Below are 21110 nucleotides of genomic sequence, written 5' to 3'. Positions count from 1 at the left end.
GTGGATCCATTTTCACGAATTCGATTCATATATAACGTATTTTATGTAAACAACGCTAGTCTTATCTCTGAATCAACAGTTTATTTGCTTTTTGATATCCCCGTGGTAAAAGCTGTCCCTTGGTTCCTCTCTTACCGATATACTTCTGCAAGTCATCACCTTTTAATTTTAACTGCTGTTGTCCTGCAAACACTTGAATTATTTCATCTAAATTTAGCATTGTCATGGATACAATCTGATCTTTCGGTTCAAGTTGTATCAATTTATTACCTTTACCTTTGTTCAGCACCGGTAATTCTGCCAGATCAACAATCAGTAAACGGCCGGCAGAACTGAGTAGCGCAACATGACTGAACTGCTCAATAGTTTGCAGATTCATCACGCTGGCACCTTCAGACAGGCTCAGGAAAGCCTTACCGGCTTTGGCATTGGTATCCAGCTGTTTGGCTTGGGTTTTAAAGCCATAACCTTTGCTGCTCATGACCAGAATTTCAGCCTGATCTTCTGCCACAAACACCTGTTTAAAGCCGACCCCGCTGGCCGGTGATAAACGTGAACTGAGCGGTTCACCCAAACCACGCGCCGATGGCAGGCTGTTAATGGCCACACCATAACTGCGTCCAGTGTCATCCAGCACATAGGCACGCTGGTTGGATTTGCCTTGGGCGTGACTTAAATACTGGTCACCCGCGCGGAAATTCAGGTTTTCGGCATCGACATCATGGCCTTTGGCACAGCGAATCCAGCCAGCTTCAGACAGCACCACGGTTACCGGATCAGCCGGCAGCATGTCCTGTTCATTAATGGCAGTGGCTTCAGCGCGCTGCACGATTGGTGAACGGCGGTCATCACCAAACTTTTTGGCGTCGTCTTTTAACTCCGTAATAATCAGGTTTTTTAATGATTCCGGATTGGCCAACTGTTCACGAATTGTGGCAGCTTTGGCCTCGAGTTCTTCCTGTTCGCGACGGATTTCCATTTCTTCCAGTCGGGCCAGATGGCGCAACTTGAGTTCCAAAATGGCTTCAGCCTGAATCTCATCAATACCAAAGTGCGCCATCAGCTCTGCTTTGGGATGATCTTCTTCGCGGATAATGCGGATCACGGTATCAATGTCTAAATAGGCAATCAGCAAGCCGGCCAGAATATGCAGGCGTTTTTCAATCTTGTTCAGATGATATTGCAGGCGGCGTGTGACGGTATGTTTACGAATCTCGATCCATTCCAATAAAATCTGGCGAATCGATTTCACCTGTGGACGACCATCGGCACCAATCATGTTCATGTTGACCCGATAGCTTGATTCCAGATCGGTGGTTGCAAACAGATGGCTCATCACCGCATCGGCATCAATCCGGTTGGAACGCAGCACAATCACCAGACGGGTCGGATTTTTATGGTCCGACTCATCCCGTACATCGGTCACCAGTGGTAGCTTTTTGGCCTGCATCTGGTCAGCAATCTGGGTAATGACTTTTGAGCCAGAGACCTGATACGGTAAATCACTGATAACAATTTCATTTTTTTCAATGGTATACACCGCACGCATGCGATAACTGCCGCGTCCAGTGGTCTGAATCTTTAACAGTTCATCTGGCGGGGTAATTACTTCAGCCCGGGTCGGTAAATCCGGGCCAGGAATATATTCTGCAACCTTGCTATCGCTTAAATTCGAATTACGGATCAGGGCGATGGTGCCTTTAATGATTTCACGCAAGTTGTGCGGCGGAATATCGGTGGCCATACCCACGGCAATGCCGGTGGTGCCATTGAGCAGGATATTTGGAACCCGTGCCGGCAAGGTCACTGGCTCTTTTAGGGAACCATCAAAGTTGTCCTGCCAGTCGCAGGTGCCCTGACCGAGTTCAGACAGTAACAGGTCACTATATGCGGATAATTTGGCTTCGGTATAACGCATTGCGGCAAAGGATTTTGGATCATCCGGTGAACCCCAGTTGCCCTGCCCTTCAATAAATGGATAACGATAGCTAAACGGCTGCGCCATTAACACCATGGCTTCATAACAGGCCAAGTCACCATGCGGATGGTACTTACCCAGCACATCACCGACCGTACGTGCAGATTTTTTTGGTTTACTGCTTGGCTTGAGACCCAGCTCGCTCATGGCATAGACGATACGGCGCTGTACCGGTTTCAGGCCATCGCTGATATGAGGCAATGCACGGTCCATAATCACGTACATGGCATAGCTGAGATATGCTTGTTCAGTAAATTCTGCTACGGAACGGTTTTCTGTCGCATGATGCGCGAGGCTTGTCATAACAACCTGTAATCCTAAATTAATGCGTTATAGTTTTGACGTTCTTATGCTATGCCGCAGCCGCGGCCAGCACAAGGGTAGCCGATCACACTCTGCGACAATTTATGTCTTATGGCGTAAAAATATCCATTTTAGGCGCGTCAATCAACTGAAAAATGCACAAGCCTGACTGCACGTTGAAAAACATATTCCAGAAATAAAAAAGATGCGCCGGCACAATAGCCAGCGCATCTTGAATTATCTGTATAAGCGGCTGCTTATAAACCAATCGACTCCAGGGTCTTGCCGCGAGTTTCTTCACCCAGCAACACAATCACCAGTGCCACGGCCAGCAGCACCGCGGTAAACATCATAAATACATAGCTAAAGCCGTTGTGCATCACCATCATCTGGGTCACCACCAAAGGCGCAACAATGCCGCCCATACGGCCCACCGCCGAAGCCCAGCCGGAACCAAAGGCACGGATATTGGTTGGATACTGTTCCGGTGTATAGGTATACAGCACACCCCAGGCGCCTAAATTAAAGAACGACATCAGACACCCCCAGAACACAATCATGCCGACGCTGCTGGCCTGTCCAAAGAAGTAGGCCGATACCGCACACAGCCCAATAAAGCCGGCCAGTGTGGCTTTGCGGCCAAGTTTTTCTACCAGCCAGGCCGCCGCAATATAACCCGGCAACTGCGCCAGAATCATGATCAGCACATATTCAAAGGACTGCACAATGGTATAGCCTTCCTTGACCAGCAGACTTGGCAGCCAGGTAAAAATGCCATAATAGGAATAGACAATGCCGAACCAGATCAGCCACAGCATGAGGGTACGACGCGCAAATGGCCCCGACCACAGCTGGGCAAAAGAAATATTCTGTTTGGCGGCCACCGGTTTCACTTCCAGCTGTTCAATCACCTCGACACCGCAGCGGCGTTCCAGACTTTGTACTAGTTTGTGCGCTTCTTCGACCCGGCCGCGGTTAATCAAATACGGCACCGATTCCGGTACTTTTTTCCAGATGACCCAGGCATAGAGCGCCGGCAAACCACCAATTAAAAAGGCCATATGCCAGTCAAAGGTCGGAATCACAAAATAAGACACCAGCGCCGCACAGAGCCAGCCCAGCCCCCAGAAGCTTTCCAGCAGCACAATAAAACGGCCCCGCACATGCGCCGGAATATATTCACTGACCAAAGTCACCGCAACCGGCAACTGCCCGCCCAGCCCTAAACCGACAATAAAGCGGAAAAACAGTAACCAGCTTAAATTTGGGGCAAAGGCACAGGCCGCTGTGGCCAGGCTATAAATCACCAGGGTCGTGGCAAATACGGTTTTACGCCCAATCCGGTCGGCCAACCCGCCGGAGAACACCGCACCAATGGCCATGCCAACAAAACCAATTGACACCACCCAGCCTTTTTCTGCCGGGCTCATTTGCCAGTCTTCCGCCATTTTGGCCAGAATAAAGGAAATTAAACCGGTATCCATGGCATCAAACATCCAGCCCAGTCCGATGACCCATAGCAAGGTATAGTGGAACTTACCAATCGGTAAGCGTTGTACACGAGAAACTAGATCCATAATAAACGCTCTGACAGGGTGGAGAGGAAAACGCGGATGGCGCGCCTGGTTATTGTTATGACAACAGCAATCAGCTTTGATTTTAAAGACAATGACCGCTATCTGGATAGCGGTCATGCCGTTTAATTTATAGGAGATTTGTGGCTAGGAGGCATCTTTGGATGAGGCCGACTGCTCATCATCATCCTTATAAATGAATTTTGGCATTTCCAGACCAAAATAGATCGCAATTAAACGTAAGGTAAAACCAAAAATCAGCGTGGCGATAACGGTTAGTTCTAGCGACAGGCCAATTTCAATACAGACCCAATAGCAGATCACCGACACAAAAGAGATACTGGCATACAGCTCACGGCGGAACACCAGCGGCACATCATTACACAGAATATCACGCAGAATCCCGCCCGAGACGCCGGTCAGCACACCGGCCACCGCCGACACCACAAAACCGTGGCCCATTTCCAGCGCAATCTGGCAGCCAATAATGGTAAAGCCAATCAGGCCCAAGGCATCCAGCACCAGGAAGATGGAACGCAGATGGCGCATCCATTTGGCAATTAAAATGGTGACAAAGGCTGCCGCGCAGGTCAGGACCAGATATTCCGGATGCTTGACCCAGGTTAAAGGATAATGGCCCAGCAATACATCACGTACCGAGCCGCCGCCCAGTGCGGTGACACAGGCAATCAGGGTCACCCCGAACCAGTCCATGCTTCGCCGTCCTGCCGACAATGCACCTGTCATTGCTTCTGCAGTAATGGCAATAATATAAATGACCAACAGCAACATGAACTGCCCTTCTTTCACTAGGGGAATTGATGCGCGTTATCATAAGCGAAAATACGGCAAATGTTATAAAAATTGCGCACAACATTGCTTAAATTTCTTGCCCGAACCGCAGATACAGGGCTGTTTCATGGTGATCTGCTGATCGGTGGTCGGATCAAGAAAATACCACACACCCTGATGTTTGACGAAATGCGACACTTCATGATGTATCTGCGGCTGGTTGCCATCCTGATAATAGGCCTTGAATTCGACCTGGGCATGGCTTTTGTCCAGCTTTTCCTGGGCACTTATGATTTCCAGTTTTAACCACTGGTTGGCACTGCTCCAGTCCCGAATGGCGGCCACATCCAGGGCCTGCTGCTGACCAATTGCGGTGGTTTTGACAATATAATCAATCTGCTGCAAGGCAAAGGCACTATAGCGTGAACGCATTAGCTGAGCGGCAGTTTGGGCCTGCTGCTGACCTAAATGCAAAGGCTGGCAACAACTGTGATAAAACCCAGCGCCACAAGGACAAGGCTGTTCTGACATAAATATTTTCCAAAAAAATAGCCTGACAATGCAGGCTATTTTAACGGAACTGGAGCTGAAAACAGGAATATTCTGAGTGCTACTCGGCTGGCGGCTGTGGCAGCACATGCACCTTCTCGATTTTATGCCCGTCCATGGTGACCACTTCAAAAATATGATCATCAGCCAGCAGACGTTGGCCATTTTCCGGCAAACGGCCGAGATGGAACAGGATATAACCCGACAGGGTCGAATATTCTTCCAGCTCATTGACCAGATCACGACCGAGCAATAACGAGACATGGCGGATATCAGTCGAGCCATCCAGCATCAGGCTGCCATCTTCCAGGGTTTCTGCAACCGCGTCGAGGGTATCTTCATCCGGGAATTCACCGGCAATGGCTTCCAGTACATCAATCGGGGTGACCACACCTTCAATCGAGCCATATTCGTTCAGCACAATTGCCATTTGCAGCGGCGCCTGACGCAGCTGTTCCATCACCATCAACACCTGTGCATTTTCATGCACAATCACCGGTTCGCGCAGATGTTTTTCAAAATTCAGTACGCCGGTTTCAATAAATTCATTCATAACCTTATGGGTCAGCACCACCCCGGCAATATTGTCCAGCTCGCCATGCACCACAATTAAACGTGAATGCGAGGTATTCATCAGCTGGGCCTGAATACTGTCCTGGTCTTCATCTAAATCCAACCATTCCAGTTCCGGTCGCGGGGTCATCACCGATTTTACCGGACGCTCGGCCAGACTGAGTACGCCCTGCACCATCACGGTATGGTAGACGCTGTTCTCTTCGGCAAAGACTTCATCGGCAAAAGCACGTGTCGCCAACACTTCTTCCGGACTTGGATGCTCCGGTTCCGGCCCGTTCGGTTTGCCGCCGAGCATCCGCATTACCGCGGAAGCAGTGCGATAACGCAGGTCAGTGGTGGTGACCATTTTTTCCTGATTTTTGCGCATGGCCTGGTTCAGGAACTCGATCATCACCGAGAAACCAATCGCGGCATATAAATAGCCTTTTGGAATGTGATAACCGAAACCTTCCACCACCAGTGAGAAACCGATCATCATCAGGAAGCACAGGCACAGAATCACCACAGTTGGATGTTTGTTAACAAAGTCCATCAGCGGTTTAGAGGCCCAGAGCATAATACCAATGGCAATGATCACCGCGATCATCATCACCGACAGCTCTTTGACCATACCGACTGCGGTAATCACACTGTCGAGCGAGAACACCGCATCCAGTACCACAATCTGCACAATCACCATCCAGAAAGTGGCGTGTACCGGATTTTCTTCTTTCAGTTGCGGCTTGCCTTCAATACGCTCACGCAGCTCCATGGTGCCTTTAAACAGCAGGAACACCCCACCAAACAGCAAGATCAGATCACGACCGGAGAAGGGATGATCAAAAATATGGAACAGCGGATTGGTCAGGGTCACCACCCAGGCAATTGACGCCAGCAGAATCAGGCGCATGCCCAAAGCCAGAATCAGCCCGACCACCCGTGCGGCGTTACGCTGTTCCGGTGGTAATTTTTCAGCCAGAATAGCAATAAACACCAGGTTATCAATACCTAGCACAATTTCCAGAATAATCAGGGTCAGCAAACCCACCCATGCGGCTGGATCAGACATCCATTCAAAAATCATGGGCGATGCTCCACGAGTATCGTTTTGGCTGTGCGACAGCCAAGACCGGCTGTTTCAAAACCTGGGGAATGAAAGGGAAAAAGAAAAGAGATTAAAAGCGGCTGTTGTTGTATGGTGCGATAGTGTCCACTACCCATGACGGTTCTATTGTTGTCAAACACAATTTCAGTATAGAAAAGATTGGCGCCAGAATCACTCTTTTTTTGGCCTGGTCACGGTTGTGCTGCATGCTTTAACAATTCTTTGCAATCACACTGCACGGCGCTGGCATTGTTTGTCATATTTTTTGCATAAGCTAGAGCAGACAAAAAGAACATGTTAAGGTGAAACAAGAATCATGAATAGCGTAGTAAAAATGACTGATAATTTAAAACATCCCTCTCCTAAAACAACACAACCTTTAATTGCTTTATATTGCGGCTCACGTTCCGGAAATAAACCGGTGTATCAGGAAAAGGCCGTGGCACTGGCACGCCGTCTGGCGGAAAATGGCTTTGGTCTGGTCTATGGCGGCGCCAGTATCGGTTTAATGGGTCAGGTCGCCGATGCCGTGGTTGATCACGGCGGTGAAACTGTAGGGGTGATTCCGGAATTTATGCTGGATTATGAAATTGCCCATCATCGTCTGACCGAATTGCATATTGTACACAGCATGCATGAACGTAAAGCCCTCATGGCCGAACGTGCCAGCGCCTTTGTGGCCTTGCCGGGCGGACTGGGCACCTTTGAGGAAATTCTGGAAATTGCCACCTGGGGCCAGTTGAACCAGCATCAAAAACCGATGATGCTCTATAACGTCAATGGCTTCTATAATGCGCTAATTGCCCAACTTGACCATGCCGTGACTGAAGGCTTCCTGCCGCCGCAGCACCGCGCCAAGCTGATTATCTGCAATCATGCCGATGAAATCCTGACTGCATTACATAATCTGGATGCCCCACAGCACGTTGCCATTTAAAGCGCTTGAACCCAAAAGTCCAGAAAGAAAAAAGCGAGCCGAAGCTCGCTTTTTTTGTACTTGATGTTCAGTCCATGCTTAGCCTGAAATCAGGTTATAGAACCATGGCAAAGTGGTCGCCAGGAATACCGACATGGCCAGACCAAACATCAGTTTCATCGCATCTTTGCTGACATTGCGTGAGGTACGGTATTTGCTGACCCCGTTCACAATCATTGAGATGGCAAATTCACGACCGGCCAACAGACCCAGGAATACCCAGGTGGTACTCATCGGGATATTGCTCCACTCTTTGAAAACCAGCAGGATCATTGCATAGATAAAGTCCACGATGGTCGCAGCACGTACATCGGTAACATCGGTTTTGGTATCGACAATCTTCTGGATGGCACCACCACGCTGGTACAGAATAACCCCCAGCAAGATCACAAAGACCGTAATGGCAAACATCAGGAATTCAAACGGTACCTGACGCGGCACATACACGAAGATGTTGGCCAGATCCTGAATCAGCCACTGGCTCCACAGGAAACCGGTAGATAACCATTGTAGAATCACCCATTTGGTCGAATGTTCCTGATCTTTGGTCTGGTTGAAGTACACCGTCATTTTGTTGGCCACAAAACGATAGATGATCAGCGCCGCCAGGAAGGCCACGGCATAGCCCATCATGGATTTGACCATCATCGAGCCCAAGCTCGCAGGAGAGAAGATGGTCAACACCAGGAAGGTGGTACTGACCGGAATACCATATTTGGTCAGTAGCAACAGTAAAACCGGCGGCACAATATACAGCCAGGTAATTCCACCTTCAGGGAACGGAATGGTTTCCAGTCGTCCATAAGAGGCATCACCGACGCCTGATGCATACCAGCCATAGACCAAGACCACAACCAGGATACTGCTGATATACACCCACAGTACCCACCAAGGACGATGGGAGTTAGAAGAAATAAAAGTCCCTAAGGTTTGAGGTACATCATTTCCGACAATAGAATAGGCCGCCAAACAGAAGCCGATTACCATTAAAAGTTCAATTGTCATAAGAACAAAGCCTATGTTCAAAAAGGGAACACCACCCCTAATCGGGCTGGCATTAGCTTAAAATGATGACAATACTATTTCAGTTCTATGACATTTTAGTGACAATGAAAATTTAAAATAAAAAAGAGCACCGTAGTGCCCTTTCTCTTTTTTGCTCACTTATTTCAGGTTCAGCTGATATACCGCGGTGCTGCCGCTGACTTCATTGCCCACCACCAGTAATGGCTGGCCATTAGGCGAGTCCTTTGCCTCAATAAAGACCAGACCTTCCGGGCCTAAATCACCGGCCTGCCCCAGCTCAATTTGTTCAGTGCTCGCACTCATCTCACGGCTATTCAGATACTGCACAAAACTTGGTGCAGATGGAGTCGATACATCATAGACCATCACCCCGCCAGCACGTTCCAGACCAATAAAGGCAAAGGTTTTGCTGCCAATCTGGCCCAGCGTCACGCCTTCAGGTTCAGGGCCTTTGTTGTCACTGCGGTTATCCATGCCTGCTTCTTCATGGTTGGCATTGAAAATTTCCGGATGATGCTCGGCAATGTACTGCTCAAAATCATCCCCTGAATCCCAGACCCGTTCCAGACCGTTTTGCGCGCTATTTTCTGTCCAGATACTGACCGAGCGTGCACCAAAACTATAAAGATGGTCATATACCAGATTGCCGCGTTCATTCAGCTTTGGCGTACCATCGGCATTTTTCTGGTAGCCTTCAGTCCAGGTAATATTCAGACGACCCAGCAGATGATCTTTACGGCAGTCACCGGCATTGCCTGCCGTGGCACCGCAGTAGCCAAAATTGTCCGGATTCAGCTCGGCACCTTTGGCCAGCTGGCTTAAGTGCGCCGGTAAATCATCGCCTAAACGGCGGGCAAAGCCATCGGCATGTACCAGATGTTTCACTCGCCATTCTTCAACAAAACCTTTGCTGGTGTCGTTGTTAAAATATTCTGGTGTGTCTTCACCCCAGGCGCGTGCATCGCCTTCATTGGCGGTCACAATATAGGTTTTGCCGGCCACATCAAAGCTGGCAATCGCATCTGGCATATACAGACCGCGCACATTGGCCCAAGTCTGGATCTTAATACTGCCCGTTCCATCGACACCATCGGCATCGCTGACATCCATGCCATTGCCGTCCAGACCATGGTCTTTAAAGCCCAATGGATATACCGCCAGTACTTTGGCATTGACCACATCAATTTTGGCCAGCGCATTGTTTTCCTGCAATGCGGCCCAAGCCGTTTTGCCATCTTGCGATACCGTAATATATTCCGGTTCAAAATCCTGCGCCGCAGTCGCATTTGGCCCGAAAATACGCACGCCCTGGGCACGCAGCACCGCTTCCTGTCCATTAAAGGCTTTAAAGTCTGCAGTGCGGACCACAGGCGCTGTTAAATTACTCAGCTGAATCACGGAAATTGAACCTTCCGGATCAACCTGATAATCGTCCGATGGCTCACCTTCATTGGCCACCAGCAGGGTTTGACCATCCGGGCTAAAAGTCAGCATATCCGGTAAGGCACCGACCTGCACATGCGCCAGTTTGCTCAGATCTTTGGCCTGATACAGCGCCACATAACCCGGATCGGTTTTGACGGCAGCCTGAATCGCAATTGCCACAATACCGTTATGCACCGCGACACTGTTTACTTCCGCGCCTTCAGCAATATCATGGACCTGAATCTCGGCAATTTTAACCGGCTGATTTGGCTGGCTTAAATCGAGTACATCCAGCACCCCGGCCTGCGCATTGACCACAAACAGGCGTTTGCTGGCGGCATCATAGGCCGGAATTTCTGCGGCACTTTCTGCAAAAATGCCCGACTGATAGGCCCCAATTTTGCTCAGTTCAATGGTATTGGGGGTTGGATCGACCGGTGCAGGACTGACCTGATCATCATCACTGTTACACGCTGCCATCCCCACGGCCAACATGGCCACCCAAAGTGATTTCAATTTTAATTTCATAGGTTTAATTTGATAGTGTTTAGAATATGAACAATTTATAAACATCTGGTTGCAGTGCCATGACGTTTTGATTGCAGTTTTCTGACAGGGCCAGGCCGTCACGCGGCAACGCTTTAGATACGACATCCGCGCCAGATTGTTTTACACTAGGCAAAATTCCACCATGCCCGCTAATTATGACTGCCACGCCAACCCATCAAGCCCTGCAACCCGAATTCAGATTGTTAGTGCTCTTGGTGTCGATTGGCTTTTTTATGCAGGGCCTGGATACCACCATCATCAACACCGCGTTGCCGGCCATTGCCGAGAATTTGCAGGAAGATCCGCTGCGAATGCACAGCGTGGTGGTGGCCTATGTATTGTCAGTGGCGGCCTGTATTCCCTTGAGTGGCTGGCTGGCCGACCGTTTTGGCGTGCGCAACACCTATTTTTCCGCCATTGTGATTTTCACCCTGGCCTCCATTGGCTGTGCCTATGCCAGCAGCCTGAATGAACTGCTGTTTTACCGGGTACTGCAAGGCATTGGCGGCGCGTTCTTATTGCCAGTTGGTCGTCTGGCGATGCTAAAAATCATTCCCCGCACCCAGTTTTTATCGGCCATGAGCCTGATGAGTCTGGCCGGTCTGATCGGCCCCTTAATTGGACCTACTTTGGGCGGCTGGCTGGTGGAAGTCGCCTCATGGCACTGGATTTTTCTAATCAATCTGCCGATTGGCATTTTAGGCGTCTTGATTACTTTTAAAGCCATGCCAAATATTACCGAGCCGAGCGTGCCGCAATTTGATTTCTGGGGATTTATCCTGTTATTGATTGCCATGGTCGGGCTGTCACTGGGTATTGAAAATGTGGCTAGTCCGCTGTACTCGCTGTGGTGGAGCATTGCGCTGGTTCTGCTCGGTCTGCTGAGTGCCGGCCTGTATGCCTATCATGCACATACCCATCAGAATGCCCTGTTTCGCAGCAAGCTGTTCCGGCACCGGATTTATGCAATCGGGATTCTTGGGAACTCGATTGCCCGGCTAGCTGGCAATTCAATTCCCTTTTTACTGCCGCTGATGCTGCAACTGGCCTTTGGCTTTGAGCCCTTTGTGACCGGCCTGATGATGATTCCGACCGTACTCGGTTCGCTGGCCTCAAAACCGATTATCCGCCAGCTGATTCAGCGCTTTGGTTATCGTAAGGTGCTCATCACCAATACCTTGCTGGTCGGGGCCTGTATCGCCAGTTTTGCCCTGACCACGGCCGACACCCCCATCTGGTTACGCGCGCTGCATTTCTTTATTTTCGGTCTGCTCAATTCACTGCAGTTTGTATCCATGAACACCCTGACCTTAAAAGATTTACCGCAGCAAGATGCCAGCAGCGGCAACAGCTTCCTGTCGATGATCATGATGCTGTCCATGAGTATTGGCGTGGCCTTGGCCGGAACACTGGTCAACCTGTTTAGTGCCTATTGGGGACCGGAACAGGTGGTCGCAGCCTTTCATGCCAGCCTGATCTGTCTGGGCAGTATCAACCTGCTGGCTGCAATGATTTTCTGGAAAATTCCAAAAAACACCCCGGTCTAAAGCCGCGTGGAACGCTAGCCGCCGTGCAGGCTTCGCGTTATGATCAAAATTGAATCCTGAAGATCTGCCTTGCCTATGTCTGCACGCCCTGCCCGCCGTTCTGTCCAGCCCCTGACCTATGCTGCGGTTGCCATCTGCGGCATGGTGCTAATGGCAGCCTTGCTATATTGGGGCGTGCTGCATACCCGGCCGGTCACCGCACAGGACTATCCGATTCAGGGCTTTGATGTTTCGCATCATCAGCAGCAGATTGACTGGCACAGGATTTCACCGGAAAAATACCGTTTCGTCTATTTAAAAGCCACTGAAGGCGGCGATTTTAAAGACCGTAAATTTCAGGATAACTGGCTGGCCGCACATGAACAGGGCTTTCTGGTCGGCGCCTATCATTTTTATCGGCTGTGTCGTGATGGTCAGGTGCAGGCACAGAATTTTATCGACAGCGTTCCGAAACAGGCCAACAGCTTGCCACCAGTGATTGATCTGGAATACGACAGCAACTGCATCAACACCTATACCCGGGAACAGTTGCTGCATGAAATTGGGGTGATGCATGACGCGCTGCAACAGCACTATGGCAAACAGCCAATTTTTTACATTTCCAAGAATTTTTATAATATTGTACTGGTCAATCAATTCCCGCAGGTGCCACTGTGGGTACGCGAATATCAGGGCAAACCGGCCTTAAGCGGCAACCCGGACTGGCTGTTCTGGCAATATAGCAATCGTGGCCAGATTACTGGTATTACCACTCCGGTCGATCTGAATGCCTTTTATGGCGATGAACAGGACTGGCAACAGTTTCTTAAGGCCAACCAGATTGTGGAACCATCTAAAAATAGCGTGGATACAACCCCTTAATACTCATACCAACAAGATAAAAATAAAAGCTGACAGGGATATTGTGCGAATGACACTGAAATACAAGATTTTGTCAGGTCTGCTTGGCCTGATATTACTGCTGATTGCACTCATCATCTATATGCTGCAGCCCTCCGGCAAAGTGCAGGATTTCCAGCCATGGCTGTATCAGCCGGCAGCAACCGCACCAGCGGGCTATACGGTCAAATTCTTTGGCGTATCGACCTTACTGTTTGATGATGGCCAGCAACAGCTGTTGATTGATGGCTTCTTTAGCCGGCCGAGTCTGAGTCAGCTGATGTTTGGTCAAATTAACAGCCAGCCAATCGTAATTGAACATGTGATTGAGCTCCATCAATTGCAACGAACGCAAGCCATTCTGGTGACACACTCGCATTATGACCATGCGCTGGATGTCCCTCTACTTGGCCAATTGCTGCCGCAGGCTAAAATTATTGGTTCCCGAAGCACGCTGAATATTGCCCGTGGTGCTCACTTGCCCGAAAGCCAGTTACAGCAGCTGGTACCTTTACAACCGATGCAGATTGGCAACTTTACTGTCACCGCTTTCCCGTCCCAGCATACTCCGCCAACTGCAGTGAATAATGATCTGGGTGAGGAAATCCAGCAGCCACTGAGCCTACCGGCACGGTTTTCGGAGTTTAAAGAAGGCCATAGCTTTGACTATCTGATTGAATATGAAGATCATAAAAGTCTGGTCAAGGCCAGCACCGGTTTTATTCCCGAACAGCTCAAACAGCTACAGGTCGATCATCTGTTTCTGGGCATTGCCCAGCTGTCCAGGCAACCGGAACAGTATCAGCAGCAGTATCTGGCAGAAACCTTGCAGCACCTAAAACCCAAGGTGCTGATTCCCATCCATTGGGATGATTTTTTCCAGCCGCCAGAACAGCCGCTACAGTTTTTACCACATCTGGCCGATAATACCCCGAAGAGTCTGAATACCGTGATCAAGGCCGCAGCACAACAACAGACCCAAGTGCTGCTGCTCGATCAACCGTATGCTTATCCGCTAATGACAGCCACGGATGTCGCGCGTTAAGATGGTGCCATGAGAAAAATCATTCATATTGATATGGATGCGTTCTATGCCTCGGTCGAGCTAAAAGAGCGTCCAGAGTTACAACATCTGCCGGTGGTGGTGGCATCACATCATCCGCGTGCAGTGATTGTGGCCGCGTCCTACCCGGCGCGGGTGTTTGGGCTGCGCTCGGCCATGTCAATGAGTCAGGGCCGGAAACTGTGCCCGCAGGTGATTGTACTGGAACCAAATTTCCAGAAGTACCGGGAAGTGTCGGCACAAATCCATCAAATTTTTCAAAAATATACTGCAATCATTGAACCGCTGTCGCTCGATGAAGCCTATCTGGATGTTAGCGAAAACCTGCAGCAACTCCCCAGCGCCACAGAAGTGGCGATGCGCATCCGCGAAGATATTTTTCAGACCACCGGCCTTACTGCATCTGCCGGTGTGGCACCCAATAAATTCCTGGCCAAAATTGCCTCGGACTGGCATAAACCGAATGGTCTCTGCGTGATCAAGCCTTCGCAGGTGCAGGCCTTTATTCAGGATTTACCCTTAAAGAAAATTCCTGGCGTGGGCAAGGTCATGCAGGAAAAGCTGAAGACCTTGGGTCTGGAGACCTTGGGCGATCTGCAACAGGTCGAAGAAGGCCTGCTGATTCAACGTTTTGGTAAATATGGCAAACGCCTGTTTTTATATGCGCAAGGCATTGATGAGCGCCCGGTCCAGGCCGAACGCAAACGCCAGCAGATTTCCAAAGAAATCACCTTTGATGATGATTATGTCCTCAGCCAATGTACACCCTACTGGCCACAACTGCTGCAACAGGTCTGGGCCAGTCTGGAAAAAAAGCAGCTTTGCGCCCGCGGCGTGTCGGTCAAACTGAAACTGAAAAACTTTCAGGTGTTGCAGCACAGCAAAAGCTTTCAGCATATTTTTACTCATCCGCAGCAGCTGGCACAGGCGCTGCAGCTGTTAATTGAGGAAATGCATATTTCGCCCCAGGAACAGTTCCGGTTAATTGGCGTGGGAGTTTATCAACTATCCTCACCAGCACAGCAGCCGCAGCTCAGTCTACTTTAGGCTTAAAATTGTGCAGGAATTGATCAAAAGAATAAAAATGATACAAAATGCGCTTCACAATAGGCAAAATTAGAGTAATCTATCTGCGCAATACATTTATCCATGTATGTGCTGAGATGCTGAAAATCACCTTTACTTTCAGCATGCTGTCCTGTGATTGGCGTGATGATCTATCCGAATATTACAGGACAACTCTGACGTTCCCATGGATGGCTGTATCGTCTCCCGCCTCGTTGTACATTCTTCTTTTTATCTGATTTTCTATCGCATTATCCCGATCTATTCCCTTCAGATCACCGGCTTTTTGCGTCCTAAAATTCCCATTTTTCAAATCAAAATCGCCACAAGATTGATGGATTTCTGTACCAACTCCGGCAGCGCTGGTGTTCTGTACTGGCGCTTCATGGCAATATAGTCACATTGCCAGAGCAGCCGAGGTGCTGCTTGCCCATCTACAGGATTTTGTTATGACCGTACAACGTTTACATGTCGCACAGCGCTATTCAGAAATTGCCATTTCAGGCCATCTGGTGCATTTGGCCGGCCAGCTGGCAGAAGACACCAGCCTGGATATTCGCGGTCAGACCCGCCAGACCCTTGAGATAATTGACCGTTTACTGGCTGAAGCCGGCACCGATAAAAGTCATATCATGTCAGTCATGATTTTCTTAAAAGATATCGAGCAAGACTATGCAGCCATGAATGAAATCTGGGATGCCTGGGTCGCCGATATTGAAGCGCTGCCCCGTACCTGTGTGGAAGCCAAGCTGTATCAGCCCGAAGTCCTGGTTGAAATGACTGTGGTCGCGGTTAAACCATAAAAATTTGAGATAAAAAGCATCTGTTTAGATGCTTTTTTTCAACCCAACGCGCCCATTCTGCGCGCTGAGGCCGGATAGAACGCCAATTTCTTTTTTGGCAGATCAAGCGCCTCCAGATTTTCAGCGCCCTCCAGTAACCCAAATTCTTCACGCAACTGCTGATATTCTGGCACCTGATCAAAGCTGATTACGGTATAACCGGCCATCCGCAGCAATTCATTCTGATACTGAATATGCTGACGTTTTAAGGTCAGGGTATCATCCAGGGTAATCACGGCCAGTACCTGATAAGCATCATCCAGCACCACAAAGTCCGCCACCATATTGCGGTATTTATTGCGGGTACGCGGCAGTTTGGTGGTCAGTAGCGCATCAAAAGACACATGGGTCAGCACGGTATGGGTCGGTAAAATTTCTTTCAGCCGGGTATAGGTCAGCTGCTCATTCAAACTGAAAATAGCGCGGCGTTTCAGGGTACTGTCGGTCTGGCGTTTGGCCTGAATGGCATGCCTGGCTGCCATGATGAGCAACCCTGCCAGAATAAGACTTGCGAGAATAATATAAACAGTCATGAGGTTAATCCTTTAATACTCTATTCTTATAATTTATTCGGTATCTCACCGATTATTTTTCAAATACAAGTATAACGTTTTGCTTATTATAAATAGGTTAAATTTAAGAAACTTAAAGCAATGCTGACGAAAGATGCATAAACACTGACAGTCTGTTGCAGAGCAAGTTTCCAGGAAAAACCATCTCCTTGTTTTTCCTCAAGCTAATGTATACCAACTTTTATGAGCTTCACAATTCTTTTCAAACCGATTGTCTGACAAATCCGACAAAATGTGAACCAGAAAAAGGACGCACTTGGCGTCCTTTCCTGATTTAAGCACGAGATTTTGGCTTAGACTTACCTTTGGCCTTTGCACCGCCAAATGGACGTTTTTCGCCGGTTTCACGTGGAGGCAAACCGGTATGCTGGGTCAACATCTGGCCTTTTTTCGGACGATTCGACTGACCCTGATTTTGCCCTTGGCCACGGTTGCCATGCTGACCGGTACGTTTCTGTGAATCTCCGGCCAGGGTCGAGTTTTTCTTACGCGCTGACTGGTACTGCCCTTCCGTACCTTGCGGCTGATAGGTCGGAATCAGATGCTGCTTGGAATTGCCAATCAAATCGGCACGGCCCATCTCTTTTAAAGCCTCACGTAACAATGGCCAGTTGTTTGGATCATGGTAACGCAAGAAGGCTTTGTGCAGACGACGACGTTTCTCTCCTTTCACAATATCGACATCTTCGGTATAACGCGCCACTTTGGCCAGCGGGTTTTTACCGGTGTAATACATGGTGGTGGCGGTGGCCATTGGCGATGGATAGAAGGTCTGTACCTGATCGGCACGGAAACCATTCTTTTTCAGCCAGATCGCCAGGTTCATCATGTCGTAGTCGGTGGTGCCCGGATGCGCCGCGATGAAATACGGAATCAGATACTGTTCCTTGCCGGCTTCCTTGCTGAAACGATCAAACATTTGCTTGAAGCGGTCATAGGTACCAATACCGGGCTTCATCATCTTCGATAACGGACCTTTTTCGGTATGTTCCGGTGCAATCTTCAGATAACCCCCAACGTGGTGGGTCACCAGTTCACGCACATATTCCGGATTCAGTACCGCCAGGTCATAACGCAGACCGGAACCAATCAAAATCTTTTTAATGCCTTTAATCGCACGTGCTTTACGGTATAGCTGGGTCAGTGGTGCATGATCGGTATGCAGGTTCTGACACACGCCTGGGAATACACAGGACGGCTTACGGCAGTTCTTTTCAATTTCCGGATCTTTACAGTGCAAGCGGTACATGTTAGCGGTTGGACCACCTAAGTCCGAGATAATCCCGGTAAAGCCCGGTGCGGTATCACGGATTTTTTCCACTTCACGTAGAATCGACTCTTCCGAACGGTTCTGGATGATGCGGCCTTCATGTTCGGTAATCGAACAGAACGTACAGCCCCCAAAACAGCCACGCATGATGTTCACCGAGAACTTGATCATGTCGAACGCCGGGAAACGTGCATCGCCATAAGCTGGATGTGGCAGACGTGCATATGGCAGGTCAAACACATAATCCATTTCTTCAGTGGTCAATGGAATTGGTGGTGGATTAATCCAGACATCACGCTCGCCGTGTTTTTGCACCAAAGCACGTGCGTTGCCCGGGTTAGTTTCCAAATGCAGAATACGGTTGGCATGTGCATATAGCACCGGATCATTAGCCACGTCTTCAAAAGATGGCAAACGAATAACCGCCAGTTCACGTGGTGGCAGTTTATGCTTAATGGCTTTTGAGGCCGGTTGCAGCTGAACAATCTGCGTATCGGCATCCAGGTTGTCGCCTTCACGGACAATCGGATTGGCCACCATTTCTTTTTGGAAATTCTGGTACTGGCTTAAGCTGTTACCCTTTTCTTTTTCAACTTCACAGCCATCAATATCTTCGGTCATCACATAGGGGTTGATGATCGGATCGACACGGCCAATGGTATCGACATCATTGGAGGCGATTTCGACAAACTTGGCTTTGGCCGCACGGTTATGTTTATTGATAATAAAGGCAGTACCGCGCACATCGGTGATATCGGTAATTTTTTCGCCTTTGGCCAGACGGTGCATCACTTCAATAATGGAACGCTCGCCATTACCGTACATCAATAAATCGGCTTTTGAATCCATCAGAATTGAACGACGGACTTTATCTGACCAGTAATCATAATGCGCAATACGACGCAGTGAACCTTCGATCCCGCCAAGCAACACCGGCACATCCGGGAAGGCTTCACGACAGCGCTGGCAATACACGGTTGCAGCACGGTCTGGACGTTTGTTCGGGACATTGTCTGGTGAATAGGCATCATCCGAGCGGATTTTTCGGTCCGCAGTATAACGGTTGATCATCGAGTCCATATTGCCGGCGGTGACGCCCCAGGCAATATTCGGTTTACCTAAGGCACGAAAGGCCTCGACATTGGTCCAGTCAGGCTGCGCGATAATTCCGACCCGGAAACCTTGCGCTTCCAGCACACGGCCAATAATACCGGATACAAAAGATGGATGATCAATATAGGCATCGCCGCAGACCAGAATAAAGTCACAGCTATCCCAGCCGAGTTGGTCCATTTCCTCGCGTGACATCGGCAAAAATGGCGCGGGTTCAAAACATGACGCCCAATATTTGTCGTAATCAAACAACGCTTTCGGCGCGGTTTGAGCGGTATAAGCAGTAGACATGGCTAGCAATTCTCGGCTGGCAGATGGAAGATCAGAAAAGATCGAAAGATGAAAGCCGAATATTTTAGCATGAATTCCAAGTCGCTTGCTTGATTATAATTTATACAAAATCAAGTTTTTAATTTTTAATCTGTGCCGTGGGTGCAGTGCTGCTTAATTTTTTCAGATATAGGGTCAGGATCAGGCCCAACAACAGCAGACTTGCGATAAAGATCAATAAACCAGGCCAGTCCCAGCGCTCCCAGATCAGACCGCTACCACTACCAAGCACGCTCGAGCCCAAGTAATAGCAAAACAGATATAAAGATGAACCCACCGCCCGATACTGTAATGATTGCACCGTCACCCAACTGCTACAAAGAGAATGTGCTGCAAAAAAAGCAAAGGTAAAAATCAGTAGCCCGACTAACACGACCGCCAGCTGATTCAGCAACATTAGCGCCAGACTGGCCCACATCACCAGCAGCATCAACGGTAACACTTTTTCCCGGCCAAACTTTTGTCCCCACTGTGCTGCCCGTGGTGAACTGTAAATTCCGGCCAGATAAGCCACAGAAATCAGCCCGATCCAGGTTTGTGGCAAAGCAAAAGGCGCATCCAGCAGATGATAGCTCATGTAGTTAAATACCGAGACAAAGCATCCCATTAGAATAAAGCCCTGAAGAAACAGAATTCTTAATTTTGGATCGGCCAGATTTTTGGCAAAGGCCTGTTTAAAACGCGACAATTGAATTGGATAGGACTGAAAATTTCTAGAATTGGGCAGCAGCCAGTAAAACAGAATCGCAATCGCCAGGTTAATCACACCAATGATTAAAGTCGCATGTTGCCAGGAAATAAAATCCACCAGAACTCCGGCAATTAAACGGCCACTCATGCCGCCAATTGCGGTGCCTGAAATATATAAGCCCATGGCAAAGCCAACATCTTTGGCCGCAATTTCTTCGCCAATATAGGTCATTGCCACCGCGGCCACCCCACTGACTGCCATGCCAATCAGGACACGGGTGCTGAGAAAAAATGACCACTGTGGCAATAAGGCACTGGCTATTAACAGTAAGGCCGCAGAGAACAATGCCACGACCATAATCTGTTTACGCCCGACCCGATCTGAAATCAGGCCGGTAAATAATAGAGCGGCGGCCAAAGCAAAGGTCGAAAAAGATAAGGGAAAACTACTTTGGGTCGGACTGACCTGAAAGAACTGGGCCAGAATCGGCATCATCGGTTGAACACAGTACAAGGCAGAAAAGGAGGCAAAACCGGCCAAAAACAAAGAGAGAAGAATGGCCTTAAACTGAGGAGAATCGTGCTCAATTTGCTGAGTCTGGCTTTGGGAATCTGACATATACACTCCAATTATGTTATGAGTATACGCCGGTTCCGGTTAAATTGGGGGCTTCAATTTCAACCGATTAAAAGCTGGTTTAAACGGAGAGAAGAACCCTCGATAAATTCTACTTTCTTAAGCACACAAATTTCCCACATAAAAAAATCCCCCAAGCTTTTGCTCGGGGGATTTTGAATTAATGAGCTGGCGATGACTTACTCTCACATGGGTAACCCCACACTACCATCAGCGCTAAGAGGTTTCACTTCTGAGTTCGGGAAGGGATCAGGTGGTTCACTCTTGCTA

The 21110-nt window shown here is 49.0% G+C and carries 16 protein-coding genes and 1 rRNA gene; 6 read left to right on the top strand and 11 right to left on the bottom strand.

Annotated features, from left to right (window positions below; all coding sequences use genetic code 11):
* Nucleotides 1-61: 61 nt before the first annotated feature.
* From parC to FTU69_RS09220, 5 genes are all read right to left on the bottom strand, one after another.
* Entirely contained in the window at nt 62-2281 is a 2220-nt protein-coding gene (gene parC / locus FTU69_RS09240; protein WP_180103782.1) for a DNA topoisomerase IV subunit A, read from the bottom strand.
* A gap of 257 nt (nt 2282-2538) precedes the next feature.
* Nucleotides 2539-3858: an MFS transporter gene (locus tag FTU69_RS09235; RefSeq protein ID WP_005181520.1), complete on the bottom strand. Its 1320-nt coding sequence runs from the start codon at nt 3856-3858 to the stop codon at nt 2539-2541.
* Nucleotides 3859-4002: 144 nt separating this feature from the next.
* Nucleotides 4003-4647, bottom strand: coding sequence for a trimeric intracellular cation channel family protein (locus tag FTU69_RS09230; RefSeq protein ID WP_005181518.1), 645 nt, complete (start codon nt 4645-4647; stop codon nt 4003-4005).
* A 63-nt stretch (nt 4648-4710) separates the two neighbouring features.
* Nucleotides 4711-5178: a YchJ family protein gene (locus FTU69_RS09225; RefSeq protein WP_075167840.1), complete on the bottom strand. Its 468-nt coding sequence runs from the start codon at nt 5176-5178 to the stop codon at nt 4711-4713.
* 79 nt (nt 5179-5257) lie between these two features.
* On the bottom strand, nt 5258-6835 hold the full coding sequence (locus FTU69_RS09220; protein WP_104489126.1) for a TerC family protein: 1578 nt from the start codon (nt 6833-6835) through the stop codon (nt 5258-5260).
* 337 nt (nt 6836-7172) lie between these two features.
* On the opposite strand from FTU69_RS09220, the gene FTU69_RS09215 reads away from it, so the two are divergent.
* Nucleotides 7173-7793, top strand: coding sequence for a TIGR00730 family Rossman fold protein (locus FTU69_RS09215; RefSeq protein WP_005181508.1), 621 nt, complete (start codon nt 7173-7175; stop codon nt 7791-7793).
* 78 nt (nt 7794-7871) lie between these two features.
* On the opposite strand, the gene FTU69_RS09210 is transcribed toward FTU69_RS09215, so the two are convergent.
* Together FTU69_RS09210 and FTU69_RS09205 are read right to left on the bottom strand one after the other, a co-directional pair.
* Nucleotides 7872-8837 (bottom strand): hypothetical protein, encoded by a 966-nt coding sequence (locus tag FTU69_RS09210; protein ID WP_127800452.1) that lies wholly within the window; start codon nt 8835-8837, stop codon nt 7872-7874.
* A gap of 159 nt (nt 8838-8996) precedes the next feature.
* On the bottom strand, nt 8997-10811 hold the full coding sequence (locus tag FTU69_RS09205; RefSeq protein WP_127800454.1) for a choice-of-anchor I family protein: 1815 nt from the start codon (nt 10809-10811) through the stop codon (nt 8997-8999).
* Between the two features lie 176 nt (nt 10812-10987).
* On the opposite strand from FTU69_RS09205, the gene mdtD reads away from it, so the two are divergent.
* The 5 genes from mdtD (at nt 10988) to FTU69_RS09180 (ending at nt 16189) form a co-directional block, all read left to right on the top strand.
* Nucleotides 10988-12379 carry a multidrug transporter subunit MdtD gene (mdtD, locus tag FTU69_RS09200; protein WP_180103781.1) on the top strand — a complete coding sequence of 464 codons (1392 nt, stop codon included), beginning with the start codon at nt 10988-10990 and terminating at the stop codon, nt 12377-12379.
* Between the two features lie 75 nt (nt 12380-12454).
* On the top strand, nt 12455-13240 hold the full coding sequence (locus FTU69_RS09195; RefSeq protein WP_180103780.1) for a GH25 family lysozyme: 786 nt from the start codon (nt 12455-12457) through the stop codon (nt 13238-13240).
* A 49-nt stretch (nt 13241-13289) separates the two neighbouring features.
* Entirely contained in the window at nt 13290-14303 is a 1014-nt protein-coding gene (locus tag FTU69_RS09190) for an MBL fold metallo-hydrolase (RefSeq protein ID WP_127800458.1), read from the top strand.
* Between the two features lie 9 nt (nt 14304-14312).
* Complete coding sequence (gene dinB / locus FTU69_RS09185; RefSeq protein WP_127800460.1) at nt 14313-15368, top strand: DNA polymerase IV; 1056 nt, start codon at nt 14313-14315, stop codon at nt 15366-15368.
* Nucleotides 15369-15835: 467 nt separating this feature from the next.
* On the top strand, nt 15836-16189 hold the full coding sequence (locus FTU69_RS09180) for a RidA family protein (protein WP_005181474.1): 354 nt from the start codon (nt 15836-15838) through the stop codon (nt 16187-16189).
* A gap of 38 nt (nt 16190-16227) precedes the next feature.
* Here FTU69_RS09180 and FTU69_RS09175 read toward each other — a convergent pair whose 3' ends face one another.
* The 4 genes from FTU69_RS09175 to rrf form a co-directional block, all read right to left on the bottom strand.
* Nucleotides 16228-16761: a DUF2726 domain-containing protein gene (locus FTU69_RS09175; protein WP_005181471.1), complete on the bottom strand. Its 534-nt coding sequence runs from the start codon at nt 16759-16761 to the stop codon at nt 16228-16230.
* A gap of 313 nt (nt 16762-17074) precedes the next feature.
* Nucleotides 17075-19474 carry a YgiQ family radical SAM protein gene (locus FTU69_RS09170; protein WP_127800462.1) on the bottom strand — a complete coding sequence of 800 codons (2400 nt, stop codon included), beginning with the start codon at nt 19472-19474 and terminating at the stop codon, nt 17075-17077.
* Between the two features lie 118 nt (nt 19475-19592).
* Nucleotides 19593-20822, bottom strand: a complete 1230-nt coding sequence (locus FTU69_RS09165; RefSeq protein WP_104470543.1) for an MFS transporter — start codon at nt 20820-20822, stop codon at nt 19593-19595.
* A 184-nt stretch (nt 20823-21006) separates the two neighbouring features.
* Nucleotides 21007-21110: ribosomal RNA gene (gene rrf / locus FTU69_RS09160) — 5S ribosomal RNA — on the bottom strand; the annotation flags it as partial.

Origin of the sequence: Acinetobacter sp. YH12134 (genome assembly GCF_013418555.1) — a bacterium.
In the GTDB taxonomy this organism is placed as follows: Bacteria; Pseudomonadota; Gammaproteobacteria; order Pseudomonadales; family Moraxellaceae; genus Acinetobacter; species Acinetobacter indicus.
Note: the sequence above shows the minus strand (reverse complement) of the source record. Positions and strands in the feature narration are given on the sequence as shown.